The organism is Paenibacillus sp. sgz302191 (assembly GCF_057749925.1).
The window spans coordinates 20,372-42,034 of record NZ_JBYLHY010000002.1; the positions used below are offsets into that span (position 1 = coordinate 20,372).

Sequence of the window (21,663 nt, forward strand, 5' to 3'; positions counted from 1 at the left end):
TTGAATTGGATTTTTCGGAATGCATCATCTCGATAAATGTAATGGCTCTCCTTTTCTATTATATAGAGGAAACTCGTGCCATTAAACATGGTAAACTTTCAATGACATGAGCGTAAAACATATGCTGGTCTACCTTTAGGATTCTCGCCCATTTTAATTTGATATCCATACTGATTGAATACTTCGTTTAACTCATCCAATTTGCCCTTATGTCTTTGAATGAACTTCCTGAATTTCTCTCCTAATTTATCATCACCGTCAGATTTCTTACCTATTTCGGACACTAAAATTTCCCTGAATGAATTCCTTATGGTCGAAACATTATTCTTAATCCACTCGTCGGATTTTCGAATAAATTCTTCCGCGCCATCCCTAACACCATAGTTTATAATATTATTCAAATTCGCACGTTCAACCTCTGCTTGCTTAAACAAGTATAACGAATTCATATTATATAAAAACGGTTGTATAAACTCTAGGACATCACTACCATTAGAATCGTCAAACGCAATGTAGATATGAATCTCATCATTTAAACGTGACGGTTCAATAACTCTCAAACTACATCTATGGATGATTTGCAACAATTCGGCATAGATCATTCCATTGTAAATCTCATCAAGTCGATGATCAGCAAACCATTTTAAAGAATGATTGTCCTCATTAAATTCTAGGTTCAAATCATCGCCGTAAAATGCAATTCCTATCTCTTTATAGAAATCTGGATGCATTCTGGGAAGGCTAGTCAAATACAGTGATTTGTAAGTAAGGAGATAGTTTTTTCCTGTTGTATTCAATAAATGAATTTTCTTAGATTGATTGGTATCCTCGTAGTATTTCAAATGTGATTTTGAATAAACCTCGAATTTGCGGTATTTTTCAATATCCGAGTCCAATGGAATAATAAACATTTGATCTCCATACTGTGAGCGAAGTTTTTTGATATCATTCGCTATTGTTTCCTGTACGGATTCACTTTCCTTTGTTCTTGCGCTCGCACTCGTTTTTATTCCACGCTGATGTAACGTTAATCGTGCATAGTTGTTGAAATTTTTTACATGCTGTAATTTAAAATTAGACATTTGGTATTGTATCTTATTTGCATGACAAGTACCGTCCAGAACAAGCATGTTTAATCCAAGTTTACTGTAATCAATTTTTTCAGATACGATTATTTTCATCCCGATTCTGGATTTTTCTTTATAGCGGTCAATACGCCCGATACCATCTTTACGTAAGAGCTTGCTAAATAATTTCATCGTTTTGAACTCATTAAGATCGGCCATTTTTCTATCCTTTATTGCTTTTCCAATGAGATTTATTAATCGTTTATGTCTGTCAGTTTGTTTATCCAACCGGCTTGCTAATGCTGTCGTAACAGTTGTGGGGTTTTTCTCCAATTGTTCAAGCATCAGCATCATGATATAAGTCCGAATAGATTGCATGGAAACAGGATCAGCATTTTCATCCTTAATGATACTGTCGAACCATTTGAGGCAATTATTAGCTTGACCGACATCAAAAGTAGCTGCATTCACAAACGTAGGTTTTTCATCTACAATTAATAAACGGTGGCTCTTATTGATCAACTTCGGTTCATTCGTGCCACCAAACGCCCAATCAATGGTTTCATATTGCTCCCAAACTTTGTATAGACGGTTTTTACCCATTCCTAACGCTAAATTGTCCAAACGGCTATGTGTGATAATGATAACTTGATATAAATTGACGTACTTTTCCATGGTTTCCCTGTTCTCCGCATCTAATTTCAAACAGGAATTAGCCTTAAATTCATTCAATTTGACTGCTAATTTTTCAGCTTCCAATTTCTCTCGAATGACCAGTAAAACTGGAGCACGCTGTCTTGGTTTCGGCTCGTCTATTAACCATTTCAAGAAGCATTCTAAAACGGTTGACTTACCATGTCCCATACTAGCGTCACAAACCCAAGAAACTTTCCCATTTTGTTCCATGCCGCTTGAAAATTGTGCAAATTGAATTTTGTATTCATCATACAATTTAAGAAATACGTTGCTGATTTCTTTAAATGCATCCATATTCAAGTTCCCTTGACGGTCTTTATCTAGATATGCAAACATTTTCTCAATTTCATTATGTTGATTCACTACCACAGACTCACTCCTTACATTTGTATATGCTTAATTTCCTTTAATGCTTGTTGAAATTCATTGTTAATTTCATACAGCCAAAATTTCTGATGTTTATCGATAGTTAAAGCGCGAGTAATGTATCGGATATTTTTATCCTGCAATTTCCGCATCATTTGACCATCGTAACAGTAAAAATAGTTCATATCGTTTCCCCTCCTTTGATTCAATTTGAGTATCTGTAAATTTGAATGATACTTCACAACAATGGGTCGGGACGACTTGCACGAGGGAGCTAACACAAAGTGTTAGTGACCCTAGTGTAAGCTTGCCCACCTTATACATGGATCTCAGTTACAGTTAACTTTAAACTTTTCTTGGTCTTCGCGACATCAACCAAAATTTCAACTTTGACGCTGCTGCATGTTAGCAGGTTATACGCTTTGATCTGTATCCAATCAGGAAATACCTCCAGCATTTTTTTATCATCTCTCGACAATATCACTTTTCCAGCATCCGCCTGAATACCAAATTCGATATATTGCTGATTCTTTAATTCAGATTCAATGAATGGAATGACTGACTTCTCCAGCACCCTAGCTCTTATGTCAGCTTTAATGCTAATTACCTTCAACCTTGTCTTCTCTTCGACATGAAGCTTCTTCACGATGTTGCTATTCTCAACAACACCGATGGGAACTTTCACATAACGTTCGCCCAAATACGAAATGCTCCCATCTGCATCTTTTCTGTATCCATACCGATTGTTCTGTAATTTCTGATTGAGATACTCAAACACGGGATAGAAGAGAGTGATGATGAAATTCTCTGTACAATTTTCCAAATTGGCGATTGCATTCGCTACTGTCGCTATGTCATATTTCCCCATGATTGCATCGGACAGGACGATATACGTGGCGTCAATTTCTTTATACTTCTGATACTTTTCAGCCTTGATTTGCTTGATCATGGCATCATATTCTTCGTCCTTATGTTGATCCCAGGTTCCACGTTTTTCCTCTTGTTTTCTTTTCTTATCCTGCATTCTCTTTCTGCTAGAAGCTTGCTTGTCGGCATTTTCTCTTTCACCTGTATATCCGTTATAAAGTTCACCAATCGCCGCGGAACAGGCGACATAATCGTTTACGTTGTAATCGCCATTAACTAGTTTTTCCTGTATGAGTTGCGCTCGGTTAGCAAACTCCGTCTGCATAGCATCAATGTCGTTCAATAATTGCTTCTTGATTTCTTTTGTAAAATGATCCAATAGCCCATAGGTATACTCATACTGATTGAGATCGACATCTTCTTTATTCTCACGAAACTGCAAAAAATATGCCTTCCGGCCATACTTCTTATTGATCATTTCCATATCAGCGGAACTTGGGAAGTAGAGCGTCTTCGGAGCATCTATGCTGACCATAGCATTATACAGCACAGCATAGATGTCCTTTTCATTCTCAAAGAACCGCTGCCGAATAAGCTCTCTATGCTGCTCACTTGCTCGATAAGTCGTAACCCATTCACCGCTGTCAAGTTTACCTTTTACGTAGTCTTTCTTAATCTCCATGTCGTTCAGCTCATACGAAAAGAAGAATTTATCGTTCAGCATGTCGTAGTAATCTGGCGTTGCTTGGCTGTTGGAATTAATACTGGCTGCTTTTAGGCTAATTTTTCCGATCAAGTTACCACTTGCTTTATAGGTAGCCAGGAACCTGTTAGCTGAGTTATATGCCATTAACTCTTTATGTCCATCATCTTTATTGATGAAATACTTGCCATCTTTCGGAACAACGACTGCATTCTTGATGATTTCGTTATCAATTACCGTACAAGCATCTCCGTCCGTATCTGCCGATGACATGAGCGCCAATATATCCGATTGCTGATTGAAGTAAATGATTTCACGACAAGGACTCAGCCATTTATCCAATTCTGCATGTCTGACAAATGATACGTTATGAACTTCGGAATAGGCACACAATGGATTCCTTGCGATTGTTCTTGTATCTCCATAATGACAATCTGCGCTGTAGAACTCTCCAGCTTGAAGTCCGTTACTCCCTTGATGGCGAGTGATCGCCCAATTGAGATAGGAGAGGGGGCATACAGCGATATATGGATACTTCGCTTTCACTGTAAATTTGCCGCTAGCCATTTCTCGGCATTTCTTTTCGATCAGTCTGGCGAGAGTCGCCCTGACATAGCGCAACTTCACAAAATCTTCAGATATATGAAGCAGCTCTTCGCACTTTGTGGCGACATTCTGACTCATGCTCCTCACTTCATCCTGAAACTCCATGCTGTCTTCATTGTCGTTTTTGACGATATTCTTGAAAAACAATCGGATCGCATCGATATGGATTGTCCATTCATCCTTGTCGCTGGATTTATCGAATGGCTTTAGAATTTTCTTATAAGACCTAACTTCGTTTTTTATTAATTCAAAATAATCGGCCTTGCTTAATGCCAGCGCATTGAGTAATTGATAATTGGTTCGTCTGTAATTTTCAATGTCCGCATCTCGTTTATTAACCTTTGTGACATAGAGTTTACCGATGATATCCTTATACTTGGGATCAACTGTAGCGAGTCTTTGCTTATAGGTACTCATGTTCTCGCCTTTGTTGGAGTCATAATATGTAGCCAGTTTGACCATACTCTCGTTCAATAGCATCGTATTGTCCGTTACGGTTTGCCACTGATTCCACATATCCAATAGTTGAAATTGGCCGTTTACTTTTCTGCAATATGCCGTATCCTCCGTATAGGTGGCATTCAAATATCCGATAATATCAAACTTTGTAATCATACCTTTGATGCCAATTCCGTAACCTCTGATGATGGCAAATTCGGCTGAATAATCCAACCCCAATGCTTCCCCAATTTGTGAAAATACTTTTGGAGTGGCAATGGAGCCTCCATCGAAAACGTCAATATCTTTATTGAAAGGATAGTTTACCAATGTATAATCTATCCATGTCTTACCATCGACCTGCTTGGAAAACTTCCCCACAGTCTTATAATCCTTGATTATCCTGTGTTTAGGTTGGGGCAATACAATAAAATCAGGCATAGCTCCTGCGATATAACAACTGCTAACAGCTAAGGATATTCGGCTGAGGATATCTTTATTGATGCAGATTTTTTCTTTGCTATCTTCGATTTCCTTAAACTTCCCTAAAGAAATTAAATCCTCAAACTCTTCTGCAAAAGCTCGATAATCCTCTCGAATGAATATCGTTTCACACTTGCCAGTCGGTTCTTCTTTTTTCATACCGCCAGTTGTGGCAAACCACGCATAGTATCGATAACCATTGAAGGTTAATCCATGCTCCCATTCAAGTTTGGCTGCTTCTTCTGAGTGGGGGAGCATAACCTTGATGAGTTCCGTTATGAGTTGCCCATCCATCAATCTCTCATTCTTATAACATTCAAAAGCAAAGAGGAGAAAGCTATCGGTCAATGTAATTTGATGTGCATCTAAATTTTCAGTAGTTATTGCTCCTTCAGAGATACATTCTCGTCCAAACCTATATACTTTGCATTGTTTTTGTTTCAACTATTTTACCCCCAAGTTAAAGTAAAGTATGATATAATAATTAATAAAAAATGCATGACTTAAGCAGAGATGTGTCTGTGACAAAATCTCGTTTTGCGAAAAAAGCTTATAGGACAAGGGATTTCACGTTTCTACTGCGAAAAATTCAAAATAAAAAATACAAAAACAGATTAAAAATTGCTTGTTTTTTACCGTGAATCGTGATAAATTTATAAATGTAAATTATGAATATCACGATGATTTACGCTTGCTACTGTTAGGGTGGAAATTTAAAAAATGGTAGCATGAAAGACGCCTCCTGAAATGGGAATAGGAAAATAGATGCGTGTCAGATTTTGGACACACACTTTTATAGGATATCACAGCGAAAACCTAGATTACAAGGTTTTATTTGTGTTTATGGGGTGATGTGGAAATACATAAAAGAAGAATTGATTACGATGTGTTCCCGGTTATTTTTTGATGTGAATATGAGGTGGAGATTTGTATATTTTACATTTAAATTTATTAAGCCGCTCATATTCTCTGAGCGGTTGTTTTTGTTGTTAGCGGTGTAGCGGCGGATAAAGAAAAACCACAACACGAGGGTTAGTCGCATTGTGGTGACACATAAATTTAAATCATTCTATTCTTTTAGAAGTACCATCTTTTATATCTACGATAAATTTCTTTTGAGGCATACTGAGGACCTCTGTTGTTATGAGTAAATATATATCCGATGATTCCGTAGGACTCAATATTGCCCAAGACCAATCATTCCCACCTCCTCGAATGCCATCCATTTCTTTAGAATTTAATTCGATAGGAACAAAACTTTCTTCGCCTGTTTTAACGTTCCTGACCATCAGTTGCTCACGACTATTTTTTTGATATAGATTGATCAGCTCGAGTCGATACTCATATTTTCCATCCGCGGTTGTATGAATAGGGTCACTACTAATATCATCATACAACCAACCTGTTGTCTCAACTGTTATAAATAGTGGTGCCGAGAGTATCAAGTGGGCAACTATAATAAGAATGAATCCAATATTGGTCATTCTAGCTGGAAACCACTTTATTACCAGAAGAACAATGGATAAAGTGACTAGAAGAATTGCAGGAATCCAAAAAACTATCAGTGTAAGCCTTCCCACAAGATCTAAGCTTCGTTGAAAGTTAGCTGAGGCCCCTAGAATAAACCAAATAATCGCTACAATATTGACCACAATAGAAATCCACCATGTAATTTTTATATAGTTTGGAATTGTTAATCACCTCCGTAAATCGCTACCCATGTCCGCATCATTCTTTCTTCTTCAACAATGGTTCAATATACTCTTTCCACGTTTTAACATTACTGTGCATAATAGAATGGTTTGAAATACCAAAATATGCATGCCACCGCCAAAAAGGTAAATCCACCTTAACATTTTCTGCATTTTCGAATGATCGTAATTTTAAATCTACATCTCCACCAAGAATTTGAACAACGTCATGATTATTGTAGACATTAATATGCTGGCCTACTTCTGTATTTAGTTGATATTCCCTTACTGGGGTTGCGATTGTTACAAGCGTATCGACTTTTTTTCCACGTTCAGCTAGTTTGTTTGCAATCATTATAGACACGTTCCCTCCATGACTGTGACCAATTAAACGTATTGGCTCATTCGGATTCTGATCGTGCCAAGCAGTAATTTTCTCTGCCAAATCGTTAGCATCTTCGACTCGAGCTTCATCTTTATTTTCACCACTCCACTTCAATGCTTCATACTGCTCATTAAAAACACCACTAATGTACTCGCGGAAATCATTAGTCCATGTGACTGGTGATGAATATGTTCCATGAATGAGCCAAACTTTGTTACCTGTTGGATCGTGATATTTTAAAGGATTATTCTGCACATACGTATAAAGATTCAAAGTTAACGGACTATCCAACTTACCTTCATACGTATCCTCATTAATAAACCGCCCTACACTTGGATCATACCATCTCGCACGCAGGTACTGCAAATTCGTACTATTATCCCAGAATTCTCCACTGTACTTAAACGGCTGGGCTACAGTTTCACTCTGACTGATAATATTGCCCCACATATCGTAGCTATACGAGTTCAGTGTATTTCCTGAACTATCAGTGAGTCCTACAACGTCTCCGTGGCCATTTGATAGGTAATATTGCTTATTTCCATTTGCATCTGAACGGGCAACTAATCCATTCCCTCGGATGTATCTGGCCTTTAACGCAGCAACACCATTGTTTACTGTACCCTCGGCAATCATATTCGCGCCATCGTAATAGTAGCGTATTGTCTGCCCATTTTCTGTACGCTCGTACAGCAACCCATCTCCATTATAGCGATAAGATACGTATTTGCCATCATCAGTTACAGCTTCAGTTAGGCGGTTGCGGTCATCATAAATGTAGCTCGCTCTATTTAGATTCATCGTTCCGTTCGTTTGAAGGGTATGACGATTGCCGCGGGTATCATACGTATACTGCTCGTTAAACTGGGTGGACGTATGAATGCGGCTTAACGGGTCATATGTGAACGAGTTGATTGTACCATTTTCTGTTTTGGTTTTCTGATTAAAGTTATTGTCATATTCATAACTAAACGTATTGACGACTGTCCCTCCTGATTTTTTTTCGGTCAAGCTGGTCAAATTAGCTCCGTCATAATCAAACGTTGAAGTTAAGTTATTGGCTTGCCAGATGGTAGACAACAAGTCATTCTTCTTGTACGTATAGCTGGCATCCCAGTTATTCTTTGCTGCGCCAACATCCGTTAGCCGGTTACGAACATCATAGTTGTATGTCGTATTGTTCCCAAACGGATCGATCATTTGGGTTCGATTGCCCTGATCATCATATTGGTACGATATTGTTTTTCCATCCGGATAGGTGAGTGTGCTCAGGCGCTTCGTTAAAGGATAATAGTCATATTTTGTGATTCCTGTTCCATCTTGCATCGTCAAACGTCTGCCAGCAGCATCATAACTGTATGAAATCGTTTCATTGCTGGAAACGCTGCTTGTCAGGAAGTTCCGATTATTATAGCCGTATGTCTGAGTTTGTCCCTTGCGATCCACGTACTTACTCAAGTTACTATTTGCATCGTAGTAGTATTTGTCACTTAGTTCTGAGGGATCGGTCTTTTTAATAAGTCTACCCATTTCATCATATTTTTTTTGTAGTTTTTTTCCATCTGCATATTGGATTTGGGTCAACTTATTGGCAAGGTTATACGCATAAGAAGTAGTCTGAGACAACGCATCCGTTACAGATGTTAATCTGCTTAACACATCGTATGTGTATGTCGTTGTATAGCCCTCGCCGTCCGTGCTCGTAAGCACATTGCCCACATAATCATACGTGTAATCTGCAAGCTTAGTATTCTCTTTTGTTTTCAACCATTCTTTCTTTGTCAATCGGTTCAACAGATCATACGTTTCCTTGGTCTGGTTGCCCTCAGCATCCGTAGCCGTCTTGGTAAAATTGATATCATCGTAGGACACCGCCGCGGTAAAACCGTCAGGATACTTCGTTTGTGTCTGCCGATCCCATAAATCATACTCGTAATTAGTGGTATGGCCGAGGGTATCCTTACTCCATGCCAAACGCCCATATGCATCGTAATCATAAGTGACAGAACCGCTGCCGCTAATACCCTCTGACTCTTTCCACCCCAATGCATTCCACTGCGTAAAGGTGGTCAGTCCCGTTTGGTCGATCGTGGTCACTTTATTATAAGTATCGTCATAGGTTAGCGTAACATTACTGTTATCTGGGAACGTTTCTAACTTAACACGTCCTAATTTATCATATCCATACGATACTTGATAGCCTTTGCCATCGGTGTATTTCATCATTTTTCCTAGGGATTTATCGTACTCCATTTGTTCCGTAATGGTCGACGTTTTCCAATCAACGCCCGTCACATTAACGTATTGTTTGGTTAAAAAGGCATTTCCATAAGTGGCACTATACTCCTTATTAACTACAATGTCACGGTTATCGTCTTTTATCGTGATCGAAGTAACATTGCCAAAACCATCGCTGTACCCCATATTGGTTTGAGCCAGTAATGTTCCGGCCTCATTCACCACAGTCATTCGTGTGACACTGCCCGCACTGTTTCGAGAATACTGAACAAGCTGAGTCTGGCTTCCATTCAGAGGCTGAGACACGGAAGAAAGAAGATGTGTCGTTCCATCAAAGGTATAGGTGCTTGTCACGTTGTTCGGATCCGTTTCACTCGTCATATTTCCAAACGCATCGTAGTCTCGTTTTACAACCTTATCAGCACTAGAGTTGCCGCTTCGAACTGTCTTCGTTGTAATTTTAGTAGGCGTTGGCCAGCGGTTGGTTCGATTGTACTCCATGGACGTGATGGTTTGTTGAATTCCGTCATCTTGAGTAACTTGAGTATTATAAAGAACCTCCGGCGTTTTATCGTCAATATAGACTTTGTCATAGAAATGGGTAGTTTTTATTCTACCGTTATCAATCATTGTAGAGAAACTAAACCCTCTTTGTAGAACAGCGGCTCCGTCTCCATTGTACGTATAGTCTATATGATTATATTTTTTTACACTTAGGTCTGTATAGGTCACCACATCTTCTCTTGATTTTACGCGGTAAACAGTTTCTGTTGCATTTGGCCCTATGCTTCTTGTAAAAGGATCATAACTATAGTCGGTATGAGCTTTTGTAGGATGATAAATTTGTTTTAATAAAGCTGTGTAGTTATCTCCTAAATGAGAAGGGGATTGCACCAAATCATAAGGAGTAGCAACAGTGTCGTATATATACTGAGTTTTCCTCGATTCGGGATCTGTTACTTGAGATAGCAGCTCCTTATTACCTTTGGCATCTTTTATTTTGTCGTATTTGACAGTTCGATTTCCCGCTATAATGTTGACTTCGGAATCAGAAGGGTACTGAATAACTATCTCATTGCCGATAGCATCTCTAACTTTGGAAAGAACTTGACCGTATAAGGAAACATACTGATACTCAAACTGAATCGTATTTTTATACGCATCTGCAATTTGAATCAGGTATCCATCCGAAGCAAAATATTGAACTTGACCATTTAGCGATTGCAGAGCATAATACGATGTTTTCCCATTGACGGTCACTGATGTATCCCTAGTAAAGGTCAAGTCCTTCCATGGGTAACCAATCAGTGTATTGGCATTATCGATTTCATAGGAAGAACCACCAAAGAGATGAATAAATGTTTTATTATCTTTAAACTCGATATACGGAATGTCCCAACTCCATCCTTTGCCAATGGCAAATCTATTTTCATATTTGAGCTTCGATTGATTCGCATAAAATTTCCCATGTGCGAAATCAACTTCCCGATTGGTCTCCATAACATACCCAGTCGGATAGGCATTGACGATTAAATCCTGGTTCCCCAAAGATACATTCATTTGAGCAATAAAGCCATTGGGATCATTCGGGTTTGCATATTTCCACGTTTCCCCCAATTTATTCTTGTTTTGAAAATTAAAATCAGCTACACGAGGTCCAGGATAGTTGCTATAATTCCATTTGGTATACTGTCCATTGTATTGTATAAACGATTGGTATACAAAGCCCTCGCATCCCGAACATGCCGGGAGAAGTTGGAAGTCCGAAGCGCCACCTAAACTGGTGACCTGTTGATAGGGAGCTTTAAAATATAATCTGGCAGCCAATTGTGGAAAATAATTGACAAGATAAGAATAATCGCTGAAATAGCCTTTATCATAGTAAGAGGCATCGTCACTGTTATATCTGCGGGTAAGCGAGAAAGAAAGTCCGTTTCTCCCAGGAAGAACCATATCCGTCGCTTGCACCTGTAAGGAGCCACTTACCGAAGAAATATTTTCATTGCCAACGGAATATGGCGCATTATCTGCTTTCACATTAAGATGATTGACAGCAACTTGATCGTAACTTGTTGGAAAAGGCAGGGAAGATGCAGACAAAGCATTACGTAATTGCTTTGTACCGGAAGAATACGTATTCTGGAATACGCTTGAATTGAGAACGGGATCATTTATCGTAACCTTGGCCCCCGATGTGTCAACGAATTCCCCCATTGCATATGTGTAATCTGTAACGGAGGGGACGTTTTGATACGTGTCCGATTGAACGCTATTTGTGAAATGCTCAGCCGTATAGTTTAATTGCTGCAAACGAATGTTAACATCAGGATCTAATTGATTGAGAATAGCATCCAGTGTCTGGTTAGAAGTTTGCTGTATTTGTAAAGCTGACTGCAAATTGCTTAAGGAATATCCTTTATTTAGCTCATTCAACAAGATACTCTCGTCCACATTAAACTTTTGACTGAGCCATTCTATTGTTAAGATTTGATTTTCTTTATTCCCATCAGTTGAATAGAGAGGAGATGCGTTACTATTATCTGCCTGTGCTGAAAATGGAAGAATAAGTTGAGATAGAAGACATAGTAGCGTTAGAAGGCTAAGTATTTTTTTCATCAAATTAATACCTCAATTTCATTAATTAATGTTAGCTCAAATTATTACACTGGAAGACAAATGGACAACACAGTATAGAACGGATTGGCTCAGGGACATCACGCTTAAAGGCCAAAGAGGTCAAATTCCTTATACTAGTAATTCAAATTCATGTAAATAATTATTTTAAAATGCTTATCATTTACTCCTGAAGCTGAACGTTTAATAGATTTCCTGTAATATCATAGTTATATTTTAGCCTTTGACCCGATGAAAACTTAATATAGTCTAAACGTCCTGTTACATCATAATAATATTGATAATTACCAGTATAATAATAAATGATATTGCTTGCCTTTGATTCATTACCAGTTTTATCTAACGCTGTAGTTTTTAGAATATACAGTGTACTTGCTATATCTTGAATAGTGTAGTTATTGTCACTAGTTGTTCCTAATAGTGTACTACCATTATAAATATTGTAAGAATAAACTTCTTCATCAGCAGGTGCTGTCCAAGATAAGCTGATCGAGTTGGACGTTTTATTTTTAATTAGGAGCCCTGATGGTGCCTTTAGCGTCAAAAATACATCCACTAAATTACTTGCACCAGATGTATTTCCGGCCGCATCCTTCGCTTTTACAATGAAGCTATAGGATGTGTTTATTCTTAAACCAGTAACCCTATACGTTGTTGTGCTTCCGCTTACACTTCCTACCATCTCTGCACTTTGGCCGGTATTTGTTATTCTGTATATATCGTAGCCTGTTACGGCTGAGTTATCTTCTGACGCTCCCCATATTAACTCAACGCTTGAAGATGTTCTTTTTCCTGGTTTTAAATAAGCAGGTGCTGTTGGCGCTTGTGTATCCAAATATACATCCACTTTTTTACTTGCATCAGATACATTCCCGGCTGCATCCCTTGCTTTTACAAAGAGACTATAAGATTTGTTTGCCGCTAAAGTAGTTACCGTATATGTTGTTGTGCTTCCGTCAACACTTCCTTCCGCCGTTATATTGGGGTTATTCGTAGGTGACATGGTCAGACTGTATATATCGTAGCCTGTTACGGCTAAATTATCTTCTGACGCATTCCATTTTAAACTTACGCTTGTAGATGTTGTTCCTGTTGTTATTAAAGAAGTCGGTGCTGTTGGTGCTTGTGAATCAATAAATAAAGCTAAAATATTGCTTGCTTCTGAAACATTCCCTGCTGCGTCTTTTGCCTTTATTGTAATAGGATGTGGAACATTGTGGCTTACATCGAATAGAGTAAAACTGTCAGAAGCACCTGGTAAGCTTTGAACTAATGTAGTACCATCATAAACCTCAAAGCTTACTACTTCTACATTATCTGTAGATTGCTTCCAGCGAATATAAAATGATGATGGTTTATAACCTGGTTTACTTTCAATTAGAAAAGGAGCAGTAGGAGGCAGCTTATCAATGTTAGTTACATTGTAAGAACTCTCAACACTAATGCCTAACGCATTGGTCGATCGAACCTCAATGGTTCCATTTTCCGTCATCTTAACTGGATTGGAATATATTATCCAATTTCCGCCATTAACTCGGTATTCATTCACAAACGTATCTGATGGGTAATTGACCGTCACATTCACGTTCTGATTCGTCTGAGATAAGTTATCAGGTATAAAAACTGGCATCGTGAGAGGAGAAGTGTCGATATTACTTATCTCGATCGTTTTCACTGTCTGATTCCCCATTCTATCGGAAGCGTAAACAGTATAAATTCCATTATTCTTCACAGAAAAGGAACGATTATTTAAGATATCTGTTCCTGTCCCTTTGGCTTTAAAATCATCAATTGTTAGATTCCCAGCTGCCCATTTAAGATAACTAGGGGCACCTCCACTGTCATCTGAGACAAGGACGTTCACTGTGACGGGATGATTTGTTAGACTAGTCGTACTAGGAGTTAAAGTAAGAACTGGGGGAATCGTATCCCACGTCACATCTATCGTATCGACGACCTCATTACCAGCAATGTCTTTAGCATATAATGTATACACTCCTTTAGCAGTCGCAGGTACAAGAAAATTGCTGCCATCTACTATTGTTCCATTTGTCGCAAAATAGCTAATCGGTTGCTCGCCACGCGCATACTTCTTGACCGTTATACTTTTTTCACTATATGTGGTCATGGATACAGCTGCTATTTGGTTATCACTACTTAAGATGTAATCAAGCGAAAATTTTATTGGCTTGACCGTCAAGGTGATAGTTTGAATAGTTTGATTTCCATCAAAATCACTTGCCCAAACTGTATACGTACCACTGTAAGATACATCAAAAGACCCACTTCTAGTATTCGGTCCTAAGTTAGATAGATTTGTAATTTCCGTTCCTGCTAAAGCAAAGTAGGCTGCTGATTGGTTTCCAGATGCCCACTTAATACGTGGTATCGAGCGATCATCTTGAGCGATAACCCTAACTGTAACCCCGTACCTGTAAGTTGGTGTTTCTGTGGTTAACTTTATTGTAGGCGAGGTCGAATCCCATGTGACATCTATTGTCGCAACAGCTTCATTTCCTGCCTTGTCTTTACTATAAACTGTATAAATTCCTTTACTAGTCGCAGGTACTTTAAAACAAATATTAGTTAAGGTCGTTCCATTTTCTGCAAAATAACTAGACGTTTGCGAACCACTTGCATATTTAATGATCAATATGCCACTACTATCTGTTACATACGGACACACATCAGTCGTTTGTCTATCTACAGATTTTGTGCCTAACGATACTACAATTTTCGGGGGGGTTGTATCAGTTTCCGCTTCTGCTTCCGATGGCTGAAAAATTAAAAAAGCTATTACTAAGAAAGTTATGCTCATTGTAATTTTGATAAATATACTTGAATTTTTCATGTTTTATTCTCCTTAGGGTATGTACTTCCTTTTTCTTAAGGCTTGTTTAGAAGAAGTGAAAATCAACAGTACCATCAAAATTAGATCGTTATACAAAAGCTACGACGTAAGCAACTGATCACCCTATACTTATTAGAAAAACTCTTAACCCTCTGAAATATAAAACTTATTTAACGTTGTAAACTATTGCTGCAATGAGAATAAACAACTGAAAAGAATTCTGAGATCGCTGTTTTACATAATCAACTAGTAAGCAAAACCCTGTTTATCTAACTATATAAGTTGAACTAAAGTTACATCGAAGGAAGTCCCACCCAATCCTGTCGAATTGGTAGAGACCATTCTGCTGGACGGGTGATGAAAAATGAAAACGATTGGCGAACAATTGCAAGACGTTGAGCAAAGGCTTAAGCATGAGAAAAGCAGAAGAATGTTCGAGCAAACCGTCCGTCTCCATCTTCCCGGCCACGACAATGCTGCGATTGCAGTAAACATCGGTAGAAGGAAAAGTACGATCGATACATACTTGCGCCAGTATCCTAAGCAAGGTCTGGACACTGCGGAAGCAACCCGACACCTTCTGCTGGCTCTTGATCATCCGAATGGCCCGTTCCTCTTCGTTGTTCTTGAACGGAACCCGGAAATCGTGCATGAACGCAAGCGCCGCATCCCACTTGGTCTCCAGACGAAGCAGCAGGCTTCGCGTCTTGCTCTGCTTCACCCGTCCCCGCTTCTTCTCTGCGGGTGCTGGCGCAGGAGGATTTTCCGCCAACCCGATCTTCACGAGGCTTGTGTTTAATCATTTAAAATCCCCCCCAAAAATCGTCATGCTCTGCCGTCGAGAATTTCCAGAAAAGTAGACATGGTTTACATGGAGGGGCGGGCATAGTAGGCTAACAAGACTCTGCGAAGCCCGTGGCTTCGCCCTTTAGCAGGGATTCATGCCCGTAGAGGCTCCATGTCAACCATGTCGTCATTTCCAGCTACAGACGATTTTTATGGGTAACCTAACATGATTTTTTGGGGTAATTTGGCTCGATAGAATATATGCATTCTCCTCAGCAATTGGCGAAACAGTAGCAGCAGAGACACCTCCTAGCGGTAATAATCCAAGTAATAATGAACCTAGTACTGCAGTTGATATTGTCTTTCTCCATTTCCAAGTCATTTTTTGACTCCCTTCGATATATTATTCCAGCAAATTCCAATATACCAAACATTCGTTTCTATGTCTATGAGAGAAACCGTCTAATAAAGTCGAAATACATAAAGTTTAAATTAAATTTTTGCGAATAAAAAACAACCCTCTCCAAAATGAAGAGGGCTTTATGACTATTATGTTTAATCCTCCCGATATATCCTTACCACGCACTCGACATGCCTTGTGCGTAAAAGGGATATATGTTCCCTCACTCAACTCCACTAGCATTTTTTGAATGCAGGAATATAATCTCAAAAACTCTTCATCCCTTGTACATCAATGCTTCTCATCTCGATATATCCTTACCACGCACTCCACATGTGTCGAGACGGTGAAAGAGATATATTGGATTACTTTTCCTGCGCTAGTGATAGTGTATTTTCTTAAGTATCTTTTGCGCCTCAACATCTAATCCAACATACTGTTCATAATCTGTAGAATGTAATGAAAATCTTTCAAGTTCCGTTCTTAAATCTTCAATAATATCGAATTCCATTAACTGTGGAACAATTGACTTCAAGGATTCTTTGCTTAATTTCTTCAATTCGTTCACAGTTTCAAAGTCAAACTTATCTCTGGGAATTAATTTTTCTATGTTCGCCAACTCCAACTCTATCTTTAACAATGCAATAAGTCTTTTATTTTCTGCGACCAATATATAGCAAATGGGAAGACATTCCCAAAACCGCAGGTTCTTTTGCATTTTTAATGAGTAAGTTTAGTAATTTAGAGTATTCATTTTCATCTTGCTTCCAGTAATCCCATTGTTCCTGATTTAAAACTGCTCCCATATTTGTTGAACCAATTAAGTCCACGAATTCAAAACCATTTGATTCCATAAACATTCTGATCTCCTCAATATTGAAAAAATATGCTCCTGTGAATCTCCCTTCATCACTATGGTTGAAAATTCCAGTATCTAAGAAATCGTTTATAGAATCCATATTATCATTGGGCTTCCAGTGAGTAGGGTGCAAGAGAGAATATAATACATGGTTTATTCTTGATCTAAATGCTACGAACACATATCCGTCTTTCTGTGTAACCCGGTGTAATTCTCGAACTGCTTTCACACGTTCCTCTTCTTTTTGCAAGTGGTAAAGTGGACCAAGCATTAACGAAGCGCTGAATGATTGGTCAAGGAACATAGATAAGTTTTGTGCATCAGCAACGAAAAAACCATTAAATTTTCCCATAAATCCGAGTTCACTTGCTTTAACTTTAGCGATTTCAACAAGAGTAGGAGTTAGGTCGGTTAAAGTTACTCGAAAGCCTTTTTGGGCTAAATACATTGAATATTTTCCTGGTCCAGCCCCGTTGTCTAAAATATGACCACCTTTCGGTAAATATTTATTTATAAAATGCAAATTAATCAAAAATTCTAATGGTTCTCTATCCAACCTACTCCATTCTTTTTCTCCAAAGCCAGTGTAATAGTCAATTACTGAAGTCATGTTGTCACTCCCTTTTAATGTTTTTATTAAAATAATTTAAAAAACCTCCATCCTATAAAGGGACGAGGTTTATCTCGCGTTATCTGTATCGCTTTTCAGTTATTCTTTTCGACGCTAACTCCTTGATTTCTTCATCTTCGTCAAACGATAATATTTGTAAAACCCTCAATGTAGCTTTCTTGTTATGAACAATTCTTTGTCTGATCGAAGTGTCTTTATCATTCGCAAGTTTCAATTGAAGCTTTTCAGACAGTCTATTCTTTGAAGCAACCATGTGCCTAACTCTCGATTCAGGATCATCAGACAAGATTTCAAGTATCTCTATTGGAACAGTTTTGTTTTGTACTACCCAAAATTTCATATCCGAATATTTTTCAATAGCTGCAAGCCAAACCTCCAATGGCGCTTCATCCCAAGCTGCTCTAAGATATTCCTCAGGATTTTCACTGTTTCTCAATTTCACAAACTCTTCGGCAGAATTTATCACATTATCAACCCCAAGGATAAAGTTGCTCTTTTACTCAGTACAATTCAATTTGGATTTAAAAGTCTACTTGTTCTGCGGTGATTTCAAGAAAAGCATCATCTTCTTCATGCCAATTTGCAAAAATAAACTTGCGTAATGGTTCATCTTCCTTCATTTCACTTATAGCATAAAGCATCATACCAATTGGTCTGTTGGAATGGATTGTTTTTACGCCGTAAAATCTCACGACTATCGCTTCGCCGTCAAAGCTTCTTAAAGATACGGTTAGATTTTGGTTTTCCCAATGTATTCCTTCAATCTTGCTGTCATGTACCCTATAATCCCCTATGGAAACAATAAACTGTTTTTCTTCCATAGTAAATTTCTCCCTTATAAAATAGTGCTTTCATTCGTACAGATTCGATTTTCATCACACTTATCGAATATCATTTCAAAATCACCTTGGGTTATTAGATGTTCAATCACTTCTTCAATGCGATTACGACTACACTCATCTACAAGTAGCATGTCACTTCCCCAATAGTACTTTCCATGTAAGCATTCGCCAGTATGTTGATTCTTTTCAGCAAGCGTTTGAATGTTTTTGTATGTATAAAATGAAGCAACCCATCTTGAGCCATCTTCAAATGTAACTATTGCATCAGTGTTATCATCGTGGATGTTCCACTCTCCTTCAGCCCACTGTTCCGCCTCAATCCAAATGGAATACTGCTTGCTTTTCATCCAAGCCCCTCCGATTAATGAATTCATTTCAAAATTAATAATCACTGTATCGCTCATCGTAGAGCTGCAGGAACGTATTGTTCCATTAGTGGGGAAATCATCAAAGTATTATGGAAAAGAAAATCTTCATCCATGCTCCTCTAATTAAATCCTGATTTTTATTCATTCATATATTCTATCAGACATTTTCCAATGAATTCTTTGTAATTTGGTAATTCTTGAAGTAGCCATACTTTACCTAAATCAGAAGGCATGTAGATAACATTCTTACTTTCAGTAAATTTACTCGCCCAGCTAATAATACCCTCGGAATTCTCATAACCTAAAAAGTAAACTGGTTCTACTGCTTTCTTTAAAAGAGGCTCGATTAATTGAGGTTTGTATGTTGCAACTGACGAAAGAAATGAAAAATATCCTTCCGCGGCTGTAGTACAATTGTAGCTAGGAAGCCAAGAAATATACTTTTCAACAATATCGTTATCAGTCAAGGAAGTATCTCCATCTTCAATCCTTCGTTGAATTAGTTCCATTTCGCAAGATGTCGTCATTGACTAATCACTCCCCAAATCATTTATTTCACCTCTATCTAATACAATGAAAGTCAGTTTTCATTGTAAATCTTTTTCCATTTAATTTTGTATTCAATCTTGTAATTCTATTAATTTTCTAAGAAAGTCGCCGTGTCGTATACTCATCTGTTGTTTCTCCTGATCGTAGACCCAGCCATTTTCAATAGCATACTTTATTAAAGTTGTACATGTAGATGGTAAGTTAAGGTTGAAGTACCATGATTCTTTCCATGAGAAGAATACTTCAAAAAAAGATGTCTTGGTATTACTAGGATATACCCGAAAAGAGACAAACTCATTTCTAAAATATTCATTAATTACGCAATGGAATTGAAAACCATTCACAGTTACTTTTTTGAATCGTTTTTCAAATGTCTTCAATCAAATCACCTCACCATTCATTTTCTAATATATTCCTTAATGTTAAGGATTTTATTTTCCAAGTTATCTTCATCATCACATGTTGCAGTTTCACGAATGGGCGCCCAACCATGATATTCGTACATCCACAAACACCTACTTCAAATAAAATCACTGCAACCCAATAGTCACTAATACCCGTATCCTCAGTATATATTCCCCGCTTCAAATTATCCATAAAATTCCTTGTATATGGTCGACTTTTCAATTGCCACTTGAAACAAGTCGTCCCATAGCTTGCTTTTTACACATGAGATAGTAATAGTCCAGATATTCCAACCAGAGTATTTCGGTTCCATGAAGCATTTCATTTTGATGGGCATGAAAAAAAGATAGAGCCGTGTTAACCCTATCTTCGTCTTGCAAATTATGTTTCGATCAGTTGCTTGATTTTCGGTGGCTTGAAGTGTTTCTCCATGTATTTTAATCATCTCCGATGCCGAATCTTTTCGCAGATCTCGCACGAGCGCGTTCCATTTCGATCTCACGATTGCGTGGCTCGGCATTGGTGACCAGTGAGTCTAACAGAGTCCGGGCAACCGCAGACACCTCCATAATGGCGCGATTGAACGCCTCCTCGTTCGCCTTAGAAGGAATGGTGAAGCCCGAAATCTTTCTCACGAATTGGAGCGAAGCTGCCTCAATCTCATCGTCAGTAGCGGGAGGATCGAAGTTGAATAGTGTTTTGATATTTCGGCACATGGCTGTCTCCTTTGATTACCGTTATTTGTTCAATCTTACTAACATCTAACTCTATCCTGACAATAACAAAAAGAGTGGCTCATCGCCACTCAATATTCGCCAAATTGGCAAAATATTTACTGATTCTTATTTTTTCGTGATCAAATCCAAATCTACCGGAATAAACTTCTCTACTTGTTCACCTTTCAACACTTTCAACGCTGTTTTCACCGCTGTGTCTCCGATGGATGCCGGTTTCTGAGCAACGGTTGCTGCCAATTTCCCGTCATTTACGGCTTTCACTGCGTCATCTGTAGCATCAAAACCAACGACCAAAATATTTTTACCCGAGGCTTGAATAGCTTGAAGTGCACCTAATGCCATTTCATCATTATGGGCAAATATAGCTTGAACATCTTTATTTCCCTGCAAAATATTTTCCGTAACGGAAAGGCCTTTTGCACGGTCGAAATCAGCAGGTTGGGAAGCAATTACTTTTACGCCGGCTTTTCCATCCACAGCATCATGGAAACCTTTCCCACGGTCACGCGCTGCGGAAGTTCCTGCAATTCCTTGAAGTTCCACAAGATTACCTTTATCGCCAAGCGCTTTCAAAATAAAGTCGCCTGCCATTTTGCCGCCTTTCACATTGTCAGATGCAATGTGTGTAACAACTTGTCCGCCATTTGCTGCGCGATCCACTGTAATGACAGGAATATTGGCTTTATTTGCAGCTTGTACGGCTGTTACGATAGCATCGCTATCCGTGGGATTTATCAGAATGATATTTACTTTTTTCTGGATTAAATCTTCAATACCGCTGATTTGTTTCGCTGTATCGTTTTGCGCATCTACTACAACTAAATTCGCGCCGGCTTCTTTTGCCGCTTTATCCGCACCATCCTTCAAAGTAACGAAAAACGGATTATTCAGTGTGGAAACGGAAAGCCCGATTGTCATTTTACCGGCAGCCGCCTTGCTGTCCGTTGTAGCAGACGGTTTCGTGGAAGCTCCTTCCTCAAGCTTGGATTGCGTCGAACAGCCGGCCAGAACCAGGAACACCGCTACTACGGCAGACAAAATGAGATTCATTTTTTTCATTG

The 21,663-nt window shown here is 38.5% G+C and carries 16 protein-coding genes; all 16 read right to left on the minus strand.

The window, feature by feature from the left end:
* Nucleotides 1-98: 98 nt before the first annotated feature.
* The 16 genes from AC3G2T_RS02800 to rbsB all read right to left on the minus strand — a co-directional run bounded on the left by AC3G2T_RS02800 (nucleotide 99) and on the right by rbsB (nucleotide 21,661).
* Nucleotides 99-2,132: a hypothetical protein gene (locus tag AC3G2T_RS02800; RefSeq protein WP_488434458.1), complete on the minus strand. Its 2,034-nt coding sequence runs from the start codon at nucleotides 2,130-2,132 to the stop codon at nucleotides 99-101.
* A gap of 11 nt (nucleotides 2,133-2,143) precedes the next feature.
* Nucleotides 2,144-2,314, minus strand: coding sequence for a hypothetical protein (locus tag AC3G2T_RS02805; RefSeq protein ID WP_488434459.1), 171 nt, complete (start codon nucleotides 2,312-2,314; stop codon nucleotides 2,144-2,146).
* Nucleotides 2,315-2,445: 131 nt separating this feature from the next.
* Nucleotides 2,446-5,670, minus strand: coding sequence for a hypothetical protein (locus AC3G2T_RS02810; protein ID WP_488434460.1), 3,225 nt, complete (start codon nucleotides 5,668-5,670; stop codon nucleotides 2,446-2,448).
* A gap of 620 nt (nucleotides 5,671-6,290) precedes the next feature.
* Nucleotides 6,291-6,878, minus strand: a complete 588-nt coding sequence (locus tag AC3G2T_RS02815) for a hypothetical protein (RefSeq protein WP_488434461.1) — start codon at nucleotides 6,876-6,878, stop codon at nucleotides 6,291-6,293.
* Nucleotides 6,879-6,954: 76 nt separating this feature from the next.
* Nucleotides 6,955-12,156 (minus strand): RHS repeat-associated core domain-containing protein, encoded by a 5,202-nt coding sequence (locus tag AC3G2T_RS02820; RefSeq protein ID WP_488434462.1) that lies wholly within the window; start codon nucleotides 12,154-12,156, stop codon nucleotides 6,955-6,957.
* A gap of 181 nt (nucleotides 12,157-12,337) precedes the next feature.
* Nucleotides 12,338-15,025 (minus strand): fibronectin type III domain-containing protein, encoded by a 2,688-nt coding sequence (locus AC3G2T_RS02825; protein WP_488434463.1) that lies wholly within the window; start codon nucleotides 15,023-15,025, stop codon nucleotides 12,338-12,340.
* 265 nt (nucleotides 15,026-15,290) lie between these two features.
* A complete protein-coding gene (locus AC3G2T_RS02830; protein WP_488434464.1) occupies nucleotides 15,291-15,809 on the minus strand; it encodes an IS66 family transposase in 519 nt (172 codons plus the stop codon).
* Between the two features lie 781 nt (nucleotides 15,810-16,590).
* Entirely contained in the window at nucleotides 16,591-16,851 is a 261-nt protein-coding gene (locus AC3G2T_RS02835; protein ID WP_488434465.1) for a hypothetical protein, read from the minus strand.
* Nucleotides 16,852-16,864: 13 nt separating this feature from the next.
* Entirely contained in the window at nucleotides 16,865-17,680 is an 816-nt protein-coding gene (locus tag AC3G2T_RS02840; RefSeq protein WP_474681289.1) for a class I SAM-dependent methyltransferase, read from the minus strand.
* Between the two features lie 79 nt (nucleotides 17,681-17,759).
* Entirely contained in the window at nucleotides 17,760-18,137 is a 378-nt protein-coding gene (locus AC3G2T_RS02845; RefSeq protein ID WP_488434466.1) for a hypothetical protein, read from the minus strand.
* A gap of 85 nt (nucleotides 18,138-18,222) precedes the next feature.
* Complete coding sequence (locus AC3G2T_RS02850) at nucleotides 18,223-18,522, minus strand: hypothetical protein (protein ID WP_488434467.1); 300 nt, start codon at nucleotides 18,520-18,522, stop codon at nucleotides 18,223-18,225.
* A gap of 14 nt (nucleotides 18,523-18,536) precedes the next feature.
* The gene (locus tag AC3G2T_RS02855; protein ID WP_488434468.1) at nucleotides 18,537-18,890 is read right to left on the minus strand and encodes a hypothetical protein; all 354 of its coding nucleotides are present in this window, start codon (nucleotides 18,888-18,890) and stop codon (nucleotides 18,537-18,539) included.
* 158 nt (nucleotides 18,891-19,048) lie between these two features.
* A complete protein-coding gene (locus AC3G2T_RS02860; RefSeq protein WP_474681293.1) occupies nucleotides 19,049-19,438 on the minus strand; it encodes a hypothetical protein in 390 nt (129 codons plus the stop codon).
* A 419-nt stretch (nucleotides 19,439-19,857) separates the two neighbouring features.
* The gene (locus tag AC3G2T_RS02865) at nucleotides 19,858-19,965 is read right to left on the minus strand and encodes an Imm7 family immunity protein (RefSeq protein WP_488434469.1); all 108 of its coding nucleotides are present in this window, start codon (nucleotides 19,963-19,965) and stop codon (nucleotides 19,858-19,860) included.
* Nucleotides 19,966-20,302: 337 nt separating this feature from the next.
* Nucleotides 20,303-20,581: a DUF2277 domain-containing protein gene (locus AC3G2T_RS02870; RefSeq protein WP_488434470.1), complete on the minus strand. Its 279-nt coding sequence runs from the start codon at nucleotides 20,579-20,581 to the stop codon at nucleotides 20,303-20,305.
* A 126-nt stretch (nucleotides 20,582-20,707) separates the two neighbouring features.
* Complete coding sequence (gene rbsB, locus AC3G2T_RS02875; RefSeq protein WP_474681296.1) at nucleotides 20,708-21,661, minus strand: ribose ABC transporter substrate-binding protein RbsB; 954 nt, start codon at nucleotides 21,659-21,661, stop codon at nucleotides 20,708-20,710.
* Nucleotides 21,662-21,663: the final 2 nt, after the last annotated feature.

Excerpts from the sequence above, each read along its gene's own strand:
- AC3G2T_RS02805 (WP_488434459.1), bottom strand. The coding sequence starts at position 2,314 with ATGAACTATTTTTACTGTTACGATGGTCAAATGATGCGGAAATTGCAG.
- AC3G2T_RS02820 (WP_488434462.1), bottom strand. The coding sequence starts at position 12,156 with ATGAAAAAAATACTTAGCCTTCTAACGCTACTATGTCTTCTATCTCAA.
- AC3G2T_RS02825 (WP_488434463.1), bottom strand. The coding sequence starts at position 15,025 with ATGAAAAATTCAAGTATATTTATCAAAATTACAATGAGCATAACTTTC.
- AC3G2T_RS02840 (WP_474681289.1), bottom strand. The coding sequence starts at position 17,680 with ATGACTTCAGTAATTGACTATTACACTGGCTTTGGAGAAAAAGAATGG.
- AC3G2T_RS02850 (WP_488434467.1), bottom strand. The coding sequence starts at position 18,522 with ATGGAAGAAAAACAGTTTATTGTTTCCATAGGGGATTATAGGGTACAT.
- AC3G2T_RS02855 (WP_488434468.1), bottom strand. The coding sequence starts at position 18,890 with ATGAAAAGCAAGCAGTATTCCATTTGGATTGAGGCGGAACAGTGGGCT.
- AC3G2T_RS02860 (WP_474681293.1), bottom strand. The coding sequence starts at position 19,438 with ATGACGACATCTTGCGAAATGGAACTAATTCAACGAAGGATTGAAGAT.
- AC3G2T_RS02865 (WP_488434469.1), bottom strand. The coding sequence starts at position 19,965 with ATGTACGAATATCATGGTTGGGCGCCCATTCGTGAAACTGCAACATGT.
- AC3G2T_RS02870 (WP_488434470.1), bottom strand. The coding sequence starts at position 20,581 with ATGTGCCGAAATATCAAAACACTATTCAACTTCGATCCTCCCGCTACT.
- rbsB (WP_474681296.1), bottom strand. The coding sequence starts at position 21,661 with ATGAAAAAAATGAATCTCATTTTGTCTGCCGTAGTAGCGGTGTTCCTG.